The organism is Pedobacter sp. (assembly GCF_965227205.1).
Lineage (GTDB): Bacteria > Bacteroidota > Bacteroidia > Sphingobacteriales > Sphingobacteriaceae > Pedobacter.
This window is the reverse complement of sequence record NZ_OZ245727.1, coordinates 4,293,017-4,306,934: the sequence shown is the minus strand read 5'-3', so window position 1 is coordinate 4,306,934 and position 13,918 is coordinate 4,293,017. Positions and strand designations below refer to the sequence as shown.

The 13,918-nt window shown below is 34.3% G+C and carries 12 protein-coding genes and 1 tRNA gene; 5 read left to right on the top strand and 8 right to left on the bottom strand.

Going from position 1 to position 13,918, the window contains the following annotated elements; translation table 11 throughout:
* Positions 1-174 precede the first annotated feature (174 nt).
* The 7 genes from ACO05K_RS18685 to ACO05K_RS18655 all read right to left on the bottom strand — a co-directional run bounded on the left by ACO05K_RS18685 (position 175) and on the right by ACO05K_RS18655 (position 6,892).
* Positions 175-966 (bottom strand): DUF4292 domain-containing protein, encoded by a 792-nt coding sequence (locus tag ACO05K_RS18685; RefSeq protein WP_421945925.1) that lies wholly within the window; start codon positions 964-966, stop codon positions 175-177.
* Positions 944-2,629, bottom strand: a complete 1,686-nt coding sequence (locus tag ACO05K_RS18680; RefSeq protein WP_421945924.1) for a tetratricopeptide repeat protein — start codon at positions 2,627-2,629, stop codon at positions 944-946. The genes ACO05K_RS18685 and ACO05K_RS18680 overlap by 23 nt, the downstream gene beginning before the upstream one ends.
* 93 nt (positions 2,630-2,722) lie before the next feature.
* Positions 2,723-4,204, bottom strand: a complete 1,482-nt coding sequence (locus ACO05K_RS18675; protein ID WP_421945923.1) for a lipopolysaccharide biosynthesis protein — start codon at positions 4,202-4,204, stop codon at positions 2,723-2,725.
* A 50-nt stretch (positions 4,205-4,254) separates the two neighbouring features.
* Entirely contained in the window at positions 4,255-4,530 is a 276-nt protein-coding gene (locus ACO05K_RS18670; protein ID WP_421945922.1) for an acylphosphatase, read from the bottom strand.
* A 62-nt stretch (positions 4,531-4,592) separates the two neighbouring features.
* Positions 4,593-5,549 (bottom strand): NAD(P)H-dependent flavin oxidoreductase, encoded by a 957-nt coding sequence (locus ACO05K_RS18665; RefSeq protein WP_421945921.1) that lies wholly within the window; start codon positions 5,547-5,549, stop codon positions 4,593-4,595.
* A 6-nt stretch (positions 5,550-5,555) separates the two neighbouring features.
* Positions 5,556-6,713, bottom strand: a complete 1,158-nt coding sequence (locus ACO05K_RS18660; RefSeq protein ID WP_421945920.1) for an amidohydrolase family protein — start codon at positions 6,711-6,713, stop codon at positions 5,556-5,558.
* 106 nt (positions 6,714-6,819) lie between these two features.
* Positions 6,820-6,892 (bottom strand) — tRNA-Thr (locus tag ACO05K_RS18655).
* Positions 6,893-7,586: 694 nt separating this feature from the next.
* On the opposite strand from ACO05K_RS18655, the gene ACO05K_RS18650 reads away from it, so the two are divergent.
* The 3 genes from ACO05K_RS18650 (at position 7,587) to ACO05K_RS18640 (ending at position 9,705) form a co-directional block, all read left to right on the top strand.
* Positions 7,587-7,898: a hypothetical protein gene (locus tag ACO05K_RS18650; protein WP_421945919.1), complete on the top strand. Its 312-nt coding sequence runs from the start codon at positions 7,587-7,589 to the stop codon at positions 7,896-7,898.
* Between the two features lie 95 nt (positions 7,899-7,993).
* Entirely contained in the window at positions 7,994-8,305 is a 312-nt protein-coding gene (locus ACO05K_RS18645) for a hypothetical protein (protein WP_421945918.1), read from the top strand.
* A 68-nt stretch (positions 8,306-8,373) separates the two neighbouring features.
* The gene (locus ACO05K_RS18640; RefSeq protein WP_421945917.1) at positions 8,374-9,705 is read left to right on the top strand and encodes a sigma-54-dependent transcriptional regulator; all 1,332 of its coding nucleotides are present in this window, start codon (positions 8,374-8,376) and stop codon (positions 9,703-9,705) included.
* 9 nt (positions 9,706-9,714) lie between these two features.
* On the opposite strand, the gene ACO05K_RS18635 is transcribed toward ACO05K_RS18640, so the two are convergent.
* Positions 9,715-12,189 (bottom strand): hybrid sensor histidine kinase/response regulator, encoded by a 2,475-nt coding sequence (locus tag ACO05K_RS18635; protein ID WP_421945916.1) that lies wholly within the window; start codon positions 12,187-12,189, stop codon positions 9,715-9,717.
* A gap of 126 nt (positions 12,190-12,315) precedes the next feature.
* Between ACO05K_RS18635 and ACO05K_RS18630 the strand changes: the two genes are divergently transcribed.
* Positions 12,316-13,005, top strand: coding sequence for a helix-turn-helix transcriptional regulator (locus ACO05K_RS18630; protein ID WP_421945915.1), 690 nt, complete (start codon positions 12,316-12,318; stop codon positions 13,003-13,005).
* A gap of 343 nt (positions 13,006-13,348) precedes the next feature.
* Positions 13,349-13,912 carry a DinB family protein gene (locus ACO05K_RS18625; RefSeq protein WP_421945914.1) on the top strand — a complete coding sequence of 188 codons (564 nt, stop codon included), beginning with the start codon at positions 13,349-13,351 and terminating at the stop codon, positions 13,910-13,912.
* Positions 13,913-13,918: the final 6 nt, after the last annotated feature.

The following is a 13,918-nucleotide window of genomic DNA, read 5'->3' as shown; positions in this document are numbered from 1 at the left end:
TAAGCCAAAAGTATAAAAATTTTACAGTATAAAGTATTAAAATTAAGTTACAAAAGGGCATTATAGATTTCTTCTTCACAAAATCTTCATGCCCATAACGACATTACCAAACTGTAAAATTTTCAGAAGAAATTCAATCAATGGAAAAGATTTTCTCCTTTTAAACTAAAGAAATTATTTTACAATTGTATATCGCTTTGGTACTGTAAACGGAAAATCTACCGGAACATTGCCATCAATTTTTACATATTGTAAATCAATATTGATTTTCTTAGTTGCTGATAAGGTGTTGATTTTTAAACTACCAGGAAAAAGAGATTCATTAAACTTTTGATAATCAGAATAATTCACTTTAAGTGCTTGTCCGTTTTTAGAATCGTTAAGGTTAGTTTCTGCAACTTTAAAAAGTGTATTGAACAACAAACGATAATCTAAACTCTCTTTACTTCCAGATACAATCCAAGCATCACCTTCTTGCTTTAAAACAGATTTATCAGTAAGAAATTCGCCCATTGCATTCCCTGTTAATATGGCTTGCAACGTATTGAAATTAACTTGCTTATTGGTAAAGTTGTAAATGTAACTGAAAGGTTTTTTTAAATATTCGCTTTTAAATTTATTCTGAATTTTAATACTATCTGGTGTGATTAAAGCCCTTGCAACTTCTGCCATGCCGCCTAAAGCCGTAATACTCACCCAAATTACTTCTTTATCTTTCATCCTGAAATTCATAGTTACATCGTTAGCATCGCCTGCAATATCAAGCGAAGCTTTTGCCCTTAATGAAAGTGTATTAAACTTAAGCTGTTTGCTATTAAGCAAGGTTAAAGTCTCGGCTTTAGAATTATCAGTTTTAGGTGCTGTAGTAGTTGGCGGGGCAACAACAATTTCTTTTTTTGGTTTACACGCAGCAAAAATTGATAATGTTGAGAGGATTAGCAGACTATTTAAAATATTTCTTTTCATTGATTTTTTTTGTTAAAACTTCTGAGCCATTTCCAGCTTCTTTTGCCTTTTGCCATTGATTAACCGCAGCATCCTTTTCACCTTTCATAAAAAGAATATCTCCATAGCGCTCCAAGTAAACACCGTTTTTGTTAGTATTGTTTTGTAAAGCCTTTTCAATCCAGGTTTTGGCTAAATCGTACTTTTGTTGTTTAAACAAAATGTAAGCGTAAGTATCTGCTACCGATGGGGAATTGGGCATCGCATTAGCCGCAGTTTCGGCATATTTAGCAGCCTTTGCCAAATCATCATTTCTAAGTGCAAGATAATAGGCATAATTATTCATAATCAGATAATTATCCGGCTCAGTTGAAATCGCTTTCTCGAACGCAATTTTGGCTTGCGAAAAGTTATTCTGATTGATAAAAATATCGCCTTGTAGTGCATAAACCTGTGCTTGCAAACTCTTGTTATCTACATCGAGTTGAAGTGCATTTTTCAGGTTGCTTTGAGCAACATCGTATTTTCCGGTTTTATACAAAGCATAAGCCATGTAATAGTATAGGCTTGCCTGATTTGGATAAATGGTTAAGGCCTCATCGCCAAGTTTAACAGCATCCGAATAATGACCAAGCAAAGTTTGAATGTTAATTACCTGCTCCCAAACTGCGTAAACTTGCTCGTTTAGTTTTAATGCAGATTGATATTGAACCAATGCCTCTTTTAATTTGTTCTGCTGATACAGCACATCGCCATAAAACGCAAGTGATTTCGCATCGTTAGGATTCGCTTCTGCTAAGCTTTTACTTAATGCAGTAATGTTCTTTGCAACTACAGATTCTTCAATTTTTGGGAAAAGCGCAGCTAAAATTTTAACTTTTTCGTCAATTGGCATTTCTTCACTTTCAAAAGCCAGTTTTAACGAGGCAAAAGCCGCATCATCATTTTTTTGCTTGCGATAAATATCAGCCAAGCCAAGATTAACTTCAAAGTTTTTTGGTTCAAGTTGCTGTGCTTTTAGTAAAACTTTTAATGCTTCAGCATCATTATTTTTTTGAAGTAATAAACCTGCAGCGTATAAGTAATTTTTTACATCGGCCTGGTTGCCTTCTAATAATTTTATGATATCGCTTTCAGTTGCATTACCTCCATCAATCCTTCTTCTTGCATTTGTTAAATCTCTCGAAGCCCCGAATTTTGCCTCAATTTCATCGTAAGTTTTTTTGGCGGCACTGGCCTGATTTGATATTAATTGGGCATTCGCTTTATCAAAATAGTAAATATCGTTATCGGGTTCAAGCGTAATTAACTGGTTAAACACCGAAATGAGTTCGGCCATATTATTGGTTCTTTTATAAACCTCAGTTAATAATCGCAAATACCATTTATTCCCTGCATTTAACTCGATTGCTTTCTTAATATTTAATTCAGCTTCTGGTAATTTATTCTGGCGTAGGTTTAAACTTGCCAGCTCATAATAAGCCGCATGGTTCTTTGCATCAATTGCAACAACCTTATTAAATGTTGTTGATGCAACACTGAAATTTTCAGACATTTTTTCGCGTAGGCCAGCAAAGAAAAGCTGCTTTACCATATTGCTATCCTGATTTGTATTTACAGGAGGCATCTGGCTATAAGCTTTCAGACTAAATCCAATTAAAGCGAGAAAAATGTATTTTTTCATAATTTAATAGGCAAGTAGTAAAATTAATAAATTATTGCCATTGCACAATATTGAATGAATGGGTGATTGAATTAGTGATTTAATGATTAAGAACTATCGTTTTAAAAGCTTCATTAATTCATTTTTCTCAAAATAAGCTATGCCTGCAACAAAGGCAATTAACATCGCATTACCGATATAAATATTTCTGTTGAATACAAAAAACGAGGTAAAAACTATAATAGTTGAAATCACCAAGTAGATTAATATTTTCTTAAGGTTGTATGGAATAGGGTAATATTTCTGTCCGAGAATGTATGAAATGATAGTCATGGTTGCATAAGCTGCCATCGAAACCCACGCAGAACCCATGTAGCCAAATTTTGGAATCAAAATTATATTTAATACAATGGTAATTATTGCACCAACAACTGAAATGTATAATCCGAATCGGGTTTGATCTGAAAGACGATACCAAATAGACAAGTTCATGTATATCCCTAAAAAAACATAGCCTAAAAGCAAATAGGGTACAGCGGGTAATCCTACCCAGTACTCTTCCTTTCTAATAAAAAACTTAAGAAGTTCTATATTGGCAACTAAGGCTACAAACAATATTGCCAATGCAATAACAAAATATTGAAGAATTACGGAGTAGGTTTGTTTTGCGTTTTCATTTTTAGCATGACTGAAAAAAAATGGTTCTGCCCCTAAACGAAATGCAGTAATAAAAATACTTAAGAAAATTGCGATTTTGCAAACGGCTCCATAAATACCAACTTGGGCATTTGCAATGTCTGCAGGCAATAATTCTTTCAGTACAATTTTATCAAGATTCTCATTAACGATGAAAGACAAATTTGCGATGAGAATGGGCCAGCTATATGAAAACATATTCGAGAATAAAGCTTTATCAAATCTCAATTGCAATTTTAAAAATTCGGGTATTAAAGCAATAAACGTTACCAAACTTGCGATAAGATTAGCCACAAATACATAACCAATCCATTGATGGCGATACCACGAATCAAGCCATGAAGCTCCAATCCAATTGTTTTTTATAATAGCTGGTAAAACAAAAATGAAGATCAGATTAAATCCTACAAAACAGCCAATATTTAGGAATTTAACAGCACTATATTTCATTGGTCTACCATCAGCACGAAGTTTGGCAAACGGAATTACGCAAATCGCATCTATATACAAAATCCATAAAAACAGATTTACGTATTGTTTGTAATCAGGTATTTCAGAAACTTTAGTAGCAAGATAAGCGGCGATTGAGTTGGAAAAAACTAATCCTGTTACGAGAAAAAGGGTAGAAACAAAGGCAATACATAAAAATGAATTATTGTAAACCTGTTGTTTTTTATCTTCGAATTTATTCAAATACCTGAAATAAGTACTTTCCATACCGAAAGCCAAAACCGCATTTATTAGCGAGGCATTGGCGTACATATTAGTAAAAATACCATATACACCTGCGGGATAAACTCCTGTGTAAATCGGTGTTAGAATGAAATTGAACAATCTTGAGAATACAGTACTAATACCATAAACCATTGTTTGCCCAACAAATTTTTTATATACAGACAATTTGATTTCAGATTTTGGATTTACGATTTTAGATTACAATACAATGAAATCTATTTACTTCTTAAAACTTCAAAATTACGATAATCCTTCACTTCGCCTTCGCTTACAGAAACATTTTCAACTCTCGAACGATCGGGTCCTTCATGGCACCAGTTTACAAATTCTTCAAGAAAAATATCATTGGCTTCAGCTTCAATATAAACAGAGCCATCTTTTTCGTTTCTAACAAAACCATTAACCGACATTTGATTGGCAATAATTTTTGTTGTTTCACGAAAACCTACACCTTGAACTTTCCCGGTAATAATGATATTGAAATGCTTCATTGATATTTAATGTTGAATTTTTTAATGTTGCAAAGTTAACATTCCAAATGCTTATCAGATGCTTAGTGCTGCAATTCATCATGTAAATCCTTAATTCTCTCTAATCCTGAAAGGTATTCCGTCCAAATTTCTTTAAGAATCTGTTTTGCAGGTTTAATTTTATTCAGCATAGCTGATACTTGACCGATTTCGAGTTCACCATTTTCCATATCGCCTTCAAACATGCCGAGTTTGGCTCTTGCCCTGCCTAATAATTCCATTAATTCAGTTCTACCGGCACCTTCTGCTTCAGCCTGAGCAACAGCATCGGCAAATTCATTTTTTAACAACCTAACGGGAACTAATTTTTTCATTGCCAGTTTTGTATCGCCTTCTGCAGATGAAATAATCCTATCTTTAAATGACTGATGTGCCGATGATTCCGCAGCAACGGCAAAGGCAGAACCAATTTGAACAGCATCAGCACCGAGTGAGATTGCAGCCAACATAGATTTTCCACTTGCAATACCTCCCGCAGCAATTACCGGAATGTTTACAGCATCTTTAATCATAGGTATTAAACACATTGTTGTAGTTTCCTCCCGACCATTATGTCCACCCGCTTCAAAACCTTCTGCAACAATTGCATCAACTCCGGATTCCTGAGCTTTTAAAGCGAATTTAGTATTGGCAATTACATGCACAACTATAATACCATGCTGCTTTAAAATACTTGTCCACGTAGCGGGATTACCCGCTGAAGTAAAAACGATTTGTACTTGTTCTTCAATTACAACATCGATAATTTCCTGAATATTCGGGTACAGTAAAGGAATGTTAACACCGAAAGGTTTATCCGTTGCGATTTTACATTTCTGAATGTGTGCTCTTAATACCTCAGGATACATCGAACCTGCTCCAATAATTCCTAAACCACCAGCATTAGACACAGCAGAAGCTAATTTCCAGCCACTACACCAAACCATTCCGGCTTGTATTATTGGATATTTTATATTAAAAAGCTTGCAGATTAGATTCATAAATTCTTAAACAAGTTTAGTTACCTTATCACTTTCAATTTCGAAATTATTGGATAGTTGAATTAAATTCAAACCAGGTTTTTTACCAATTTCAATAGTTCCCAAATCTTTTTCTATGCCTAAAAAATCGGCACCGTTTATCGTCGCCCAACTTAAAAGTTTCTCGAAATTAATATTTTTTGCAGCTTGTAAGGTTTTCATCTCCGCTAAAATATTTAACTGATGATTACTTGCCAAACTATCTGTTCCGAATGTGATTTTCACCTTTTCGTTAACGAGTAAATCTACATCAGGTAATTTATCTTCTATATATAAGTTAGCATTCGGACAAAGACACCAATACAAATCTGGATTTGTCTTTTTTGCAAAATCAATATCTTCCTTATTTGAAACCGTATTATGAACAAGCAAAGTCTTTAGACTGTTAAGGTATGGCAAAAAGCTTTGTAAAGATGATTTCGCAGTTGGTTTAAAAAATTCGATATCCAATCCTAAAAAATCATATAAATCTAAAAAGCCGCCTTGTTTATTTTCAAAGAAAGCATTTTCATCATTAGTTTCCTGGTTATGGATACTGATAAAGCTATTCTCTTCTACCGCAGCATTTATTAATTTAAAAAGTCCTGTAGAAACAGAATATGGTGCATGCGGCACAATAGAAGCAGATAACGGCGAAAAACCATCCTTAATTTCTTTAGAATAATGCATAATTGCTTCTGCCCTGTCGGGATTAAAACCCATAGCTTCTACAAATGTATGGTAGTAAATCTCGCTCTTAAGCTTAATTTCTTTTGAGATAGTTTGATTGGAGATATCACCAACAGCAACAATACCATTATCGAACATTTGCTTATCGGAAATTTCCATAGCCGATTTAATTTGCTGTTCGTTGCTTTGCCTGCTTTTTATAACCTGTTTCACAAATTCGACTAAACCTGTTTTTTCTGGGATTTGCCCAAGCATGTGCGACAATTCCAAATGGCAATGTGTATTTATAAAGCCAGGAACGATTGCTCCTTTATATTTTTGAACGTTTAAGTCTTTCGATTCATTCTCTGTAAGAAGATTAACTACTTCACCATTTTCTTTGGTAACAACCACACCATTTTTTATCGGCGGAGCATTTACAGGAAATATCCAATCGGCAGAAAAATATTGTAACATAAAGCGAACTTACGATTTGTAATGTTGCAAAGAAGTAAAATGCTTTGTAAAACTTAGATTTTGATAAAAATCTGAAAATTGTTGGATGAACAATTGAGAAGAAAAGAGCCTCCTATCGGAATCGAACCAATGACCTACTGATTACAAGTCAGTTGCTCTACCAGCTGAGCTAAGGAGGCTTTTAATCGGGCTGCAAGTATAGAAAAAAATATTCTTTTGATAAAAAAATTTTGAAAATTTTATTTATACGGCTTTAACTATCCTTTAACAGTCATATATCAAAGAGGGATGAAAATGAAAAACTTGTCATCCTGAGCCTGTCGAAGGACAATTGTTCAATTTATCAATTCAAATAAGGTCTTCGACAGGCTCAGACTGACAACCGTTCTAATTTAGTAATGACAACGACGATCCTTTAATTAAAGATGAAGGGAAGCTGCTTTCTATTTCTTACACAAACAGAAGTTATCTAAACCCGATAGTAGTGGAAATACTTTTTGTTGCTGCAACTCTGAATAATCTGTCATGCTGAGGCACGAAGCATCTACAGCCGATGAAACAGATGCTTCGTGCCTCAGCATGACAGTGCCTGATAAAAAGATTGGAAAGAATAGCGGGCTGAAACCTAAATAGAACTACAGTTTTTGCTTTACAAAAACCCGGATTACACAGTTAAATATTTCAAATCGAAGTAAGCAGCCTCTAAAACTGCTGTTATTACCCCCAATGTGTGGAGAAACTCTACACATTCAAAAGTGACATTAAATTTTAAATCATTGAAAATCAACAGAATAATTAAGCGTACCAGCTTTGGCACCATTATGAAACATTAGCAAGTATTGTTACAAATATTAAATTTTAAAAAATCATACTATGAAAAAGTTCATTTTATCAGCAGCATTAGCTGTAGCAGGATTTACAGCAGTACAAGCAAGCGAAGTTAAAGATTTTACACCAACTGCAATTGTTGCAGCTCAAGATAGCACTACAAAAACTCCGGTTAAATTAGAAGAATTGCCAGAGCCAGTAACAACAGCATTAAAATCTGACGCTTACAAAGGCTGGACAGCTACTGAAGCTTGGGCAGTTAAAGAAGGTGCAAAAGAGTATTACCTAATCAATGTTAAAAAAGAAGCAGAAACTGGTTCGGTAAAAATTGATAAAGACGGTAAACCAGTACAATAGTCGAATCACACCCCAAATATAACACGCCTTTTTAGGCATAATTAACCATTAGTGTAGCCTTTTATTAGGCTACACAAAAATTAAAACATAATACCATGAAAAAGTTCATTTTATCAGCAGCATTAGCTGTAGCAGGATTTACAGCAGTACAAGCAAGTGAAGTTAAAGATTTCAAATCAACTGCAATTGTTGCAGTTCAAGATAGTACCACAAAAACTCCGGTTAAATTAGAAGAATTGCCAGAGCCAGTAACAACAGCATTAAAATCTGATGCGTACAAAGGTTGGACAGCTACTGAAGCTTGGTCTGTTAAAGAAGGTACAAAAGAATATTACCTAATCAATGTTAAAAAAGAAGCAGAAACTGGTTCGGTTAAAATTGATAAAGACGGTAAACCGGTTCAATAACCCCAAATATTACATCTATCTAGTACAAGAAAGGCCAGTTTTTAACTGGCTTTTCTTATTTTTGTTGTATGGCGAGAATTCTGATTTTAGAAGACGATACAACATTTGCTCAATTACTTGAAGGTTTTTTATCTAAAAACAAACATGAGGTAACACTCGTAACCCATGTAAAACAGTCTTTTAAACTTCTCGAAAATCAGGAATTCGATTTACTTCTTGTAGATTATCGCCTACCGGATGGAGTGGGCTTAGAGGTTTTAACTCATGCCCGTGGCCTAGGTCTTTTTACGCCGGTAATTATAATGACAAGTTTTAATGATGTTCGAACAGCTGTAAAATCTATGCAGATGGGTGCCTTCGATTACATTACAAAACCTGTTAATCCTGATGAGCTTTTAATGGTGATTAAAAATTCCCTCACTAAAAAAGACGAAAAAAGTACCAATCAAACCGTTACTGAAACAGATTTTATTAAAGGCAAGAGTGCAATTGCCGATAAATTATATGAGCACATCGCTTTGGTTGCCCCGACAGATATGTCGGTAATTATACAGGGTGAAAGTGGTACAGGAAAGGAATTTGCAGCCAGAACTTTACATCAGCAAAGTAAAAGGGCTGATAAACCTTTTGTTGCAATTGATTGTGGTGCATTATCAAAAGATTTGGCTGCAAGCGAATTATTCGGACACATAAAGGGTGCTTTTACAGGTGCTTTAAATGATAAAAAAGGTCAGTTTGAGGCCGCCGATAGTGGAACTTTATTTTTAGATGAAGTTGGCAATTTAAGTTACGAAGTTCAGATTAAACTGTTGCGGGCTTTACAAGAGAGGATTATTCAGCCATTGGGCAGTACAAAACAAATTCAGGTTGATGTGCGAATTATTACCGCAACAAATGATGATTTGGCAAGCAGTATGCAACAAGGCGAATTTAGGGAAGATTTGTATCACCGTTTAAACGAATTTAAAATTCAATTACCTCCGCTACGCGATAGAGGAAGCGATTTAGAGTTGTTTATAAATCATTTTATTCAGCTTTCAAACCGTGATTTAGACCGAAATGTGAAAGCCGTATCTGCTGATGCAAAAGCACTACTTTTAAACTACGATTGGCCAGGAAATTTACGTGAACTAAGTAATGTAATTAAAAGAATGGTTTTGTTAACGCAAGGCGATGTTGCCAAAATTGAAGCTTTACCAGATGAAATGATGATTTCTGTAAATCAACAAACAGCCGTTGGAAATTCATCAGATTTAAAGGCGGTGAATGAGCAAAACGAAAAAGCTTTGATTACTGAAACATTGATAAGAGTTAGGCACAACAAATCTAAAGCGGCAAAAATTTTAAATATTGATAGAAAAACGCTTTATGCCAAAATGGAGCGTTATGGCATTGAATAACATAAAACGTTAAACAGAAGCAGAATCCATTTCTTCGATAACGGCAATTAAGCCTTCTAACTTTTTCAGTTGGAGGTTAATTTCTTTTTTTCTTTTGTCATTTAAGCCATACTCAGCAATATCAATTTCTAATTCCCGAAAAGCTTCTGCTAAGGTTTTGGCACCCATTTGTGCGGTTCGCCCGGCGAGTCGGTGAACAATTAACCTACTTTTATCCTGATTATTCTCTTCCAGATATTTCAACAATTCTGCCGAATCATTAACGCAATCTAGCTTAAAGCGATTTAATATTTTTTCGAGCATTTGCTGATCGCCAAAAGTCATTTTTTCAATAGAAGAAAAATCAAATTCGGTTACTTCTCCTACTATTTCTGTTTTATCAAAAATGGATAATAAATCTACTGCCTGGAATGGTTTCATAATTAAACCATCAAAACCATCACTTAAAACCATTTCGCGTTCTTCGGGTAAAACTTGTGCTGTTATGGCATAAAACCGAACGTTTGCTGGTAATTTTTTCTTTAATAAATGACACAACTCAATACCAGTCATTTCCGGCATCCGCATATCTATTAAAACGTATTTTAAATCTGGTGCAACATCTTCTTTTAAAATATCCGTTACCTGGTTAAAGCTTTTGTGCGGGATATTATTTTTTCCGAAGATAAACCCACACAAATCAAGAATAAGCTTATCATCATCAATTATCCAAACCGTACCCGGATTTACAATTGCGTAATGCTCCAAATCCAACGCATCATTTACATGCTCCTCTGTATATTGATAAGTAAGGTAAATATTAAAGGTTGTACCTACAGATGGTTTGCTTTTAACGTGAATTCTTCCGCCTTGCGCTTCTATTAACGATTTTACAATTGGAAGTCCTAAACCTGTTCCGGTTTGATTGATTGCATACTTTTCTGGTGATTCAATCTGCTCAAACTCATTAAATATTTTGCTGATATCGCTTTCTTCAAAACCAATTCCAGTATCCCGAATAGTAAAGTGAAAGTGCAAATCATCTAACTGCCTTTTGCAGGAAACAGATAAATTTATCTCGCCTTTAAGTGTAAATTTAACGGCATTGCCAATCAGATTAAACAAAATCTGCTTTAATCTAAAAGCATCTCCCCTAACAAATTCTATATCGGCAATATCTAAACTGGCATTAAGTTTTAGTGATTTTTGCTCCGCCAAAGGACGCATAACAGAAATGACTTCATCTAAAATTTTTCGGATATCAAAAACCTGATTATTAAAACTAAATTCTCCGGAAATGATGCGGTTATAATCCAATACTTCGTTAACAATTTGCAGCAAATGAATAGAGGATTGGTAAATCGCATCAATATCTTTCTTTTTGGGATTTTCTTGCTGAGAAATTAATTCGGCATAACCCAAAATTGATTGAAGCGGGGTTCTGATTTCGTGGCTCATGTTAGAAAGAAAGCGCTGTTTTGCCTTTCCATGATATTCAGCTTCGTCTTTAGCCTGCTCCAATTCTTTTCTGTATCGATTACTTTTAGTGATATCTGTTAAAATAAAATAGAGCAGAATTACAGTTAGCAAAAAAAAGGCAATAATAATAACTGTAATTTGAGTGATACCATCATTAACTACTTGTTTTGCCTGTATGCCATTTAAATCTATTTGTGCAACTGCCTGACCTTCAACTTCTCTTAAAATTTGCAACATTTGAGCGGTAAGGGCATTACTTGCATTGGATAAGTCAGCTTCGCGTTTTAAAAATTTCTGACTTTTTTGACGTTGCTCCAGTTCGATGTTTTTCAACGAACCAGTCATGCTTTTCATGATGCTGTCTTCAGCTTTTGCATTTAACGTGTCTCGTTTAACTTTAAATTCTTCGTTAATAATCTTATAAACGTCTGCTTTCTTTTTACCGAAGAGTTTACTCAAAAACCCTCTTGATTTTTGCTCTTCTTCTGGTGCAACCGTTGTTGTAGAAGTTGTGGTTTCAGTGGTCAGAATTGCACTATCTGTTTGAACCGACCTTTTTACAACTAAGTCATTTAACTTTTGAACCTCTTCCGAAAAAGATTTTGTATTAACTAAGGTTTCCCTAACTTTTAGATAATCTACAAATTGTTTATCCCTATCAGACAATAGATTTTTTATCGATTTTATTCTCGCCAACTGAAGCGAATCTCCAAAGTATAAACCTTTCAAGGTATCAAGTGTTGCCCTTAATTTTCTAGATTCTCTTAAAAAACTGTAATTACCTTGCTTGTTAAAAGCTTCGTCACGCTGAAGTTGATCTAATCTGGCAATTTTATGAGAAAGGTCATTTACTAATCTTAGCCTGTCGTTAGGTGCAGAAATTTCTTCTACCGTACTTAACATACGCGTAAAGGCAAACTTGCTAATTCCCCAAGCTAAAAGCAGCGCAAAACAAGCAAATAAAAACCCAATAATTACTTTACTTTTTATTGCCCTTAAGAAACGTTTCTGAATAACGGCTGCCATTTAAGTTAGGTTGTATCTATTAGATTAAACGAATTTTTATCGAAATAGACATATATAGTGATGCTTAAACAAATAACATACCAAGCCGTTTTAAAAAAATTGATTAATTTTAGTTAATCAAACAAAATGAATCGCATAGACAGACTTTTCGGAATTTTAACTTTGCTTCAATCGAGAAAATATATTGCCGCAGAAAAAATCTCTGAACGATTTAATATCAGCGTAAGAACTGTTTATCGGGACATAAAAGCATTAATAGAGCAAGGCATTCCGGTTAGTTTTGAACAACACAAGGGTTATTTTTTGGTTCAAGGATATTTTTTGCCGCCTGTTTCTTTTAATACCGACGAAGCAAACGCATTATTATTGGTAGAAAGTTTGGTAAATGGATTTGCAGACAATTCCATCCGTTCTCATTATTCTACAGCATTAACAAAGGTTAAAGCGGTTTTAAAGAATAGTCAGAAGGAAAAACTGGAAACCATGAATCAGCATATAAAGCTTCAGATTCCGGAAAGGCTAACTTTTAATTTCGGTTATTTATCTACAATTCAAATTGCAATATCAGATAAACATATTATAGAAATAGACTACAAAAACGCTAAAGATGAACCAAGCAAACGCCTTGTTGAACCAATTGGATTAATTTTTTATGCTTTCAGCTGGCATTTAATTGCCTGGTGCCATTTACGGAATCAGTATCGTGATTTTAATTTAACCCGAATTATCTGCTTAAAAAACCTTGAAACACCTTTCACTAAAGAAATTCACATGCCCTTAAGTGATTATATGAGCATGTTGCCAGTTAATTTTTAACGTTACGAGCTTAGTCAGTTTGTATTTACATTTCGTAAAGCCTAAGTAGTGTTTCTCCGTTCTACTTTAAACCGGCCTAATAAATTTTTGGGGAAGTACAGTCAAAGCCTAACCAGTAACTTTAATACAAAAATTTTCAGCCGGCAATTTTGTTTCTTTTGTTGTCAAAAGAAAAAAGCCTGTCTGGCTAAGACAAATTAACATTTCTGCAAATCACCTAGAGTTTATTGCAATCCGCCTTTTTTAATTTTTAGTCTTTAAAAAAATCAATTTTATTTTTTCTACGCTGCCATAGGGTTGTCAGTCTCCCATCTTTTCTTTGTGTAAACAAATCTCAAACAGCATGAGTTTAGCCGACCTTTTATTACTCGAAATCAATACTAAAGAAAAATCAAAACAACAAAACATGGATATTATCAAAGCATTATTAAAAGAATTGGAAGCCGAATATAACACAACGAAAAAATTTATGGCAATTGTACCTGCTGATAAATTTGATTGGGCACCACACGAAAAAAGTATGAAAATGAAATCGCTTGCAAGTCACGTTGCTGAATTGCCAGAATGGATTTCTTTAGCACTTACAACAGATGAATTAGATTTTGCAACTGCGCCTTATGAACCAAAAAAAATTGAATCTTCTGATGATTTACTAAGACTTTTAGAGGATAGCTATAATAAAGGTAAAGGGGAATTGGAGCAAGCTAATGAAGAAAGTTTAAGTGAAAAATGGGTTCTACGTAATGGCGAACAAATTTTAGCTGATATGACACGATATGAAATGATACGCATTGCTTTTAGTCAAACTGCGCATCACAGAGCACAATTAGGTGTTTATTTCAGATTGTTAGACATTCCGGTTCCTGGAAGCTATGGACCAACTGCCGATGACCAATCTTTTAAATAAAATTTA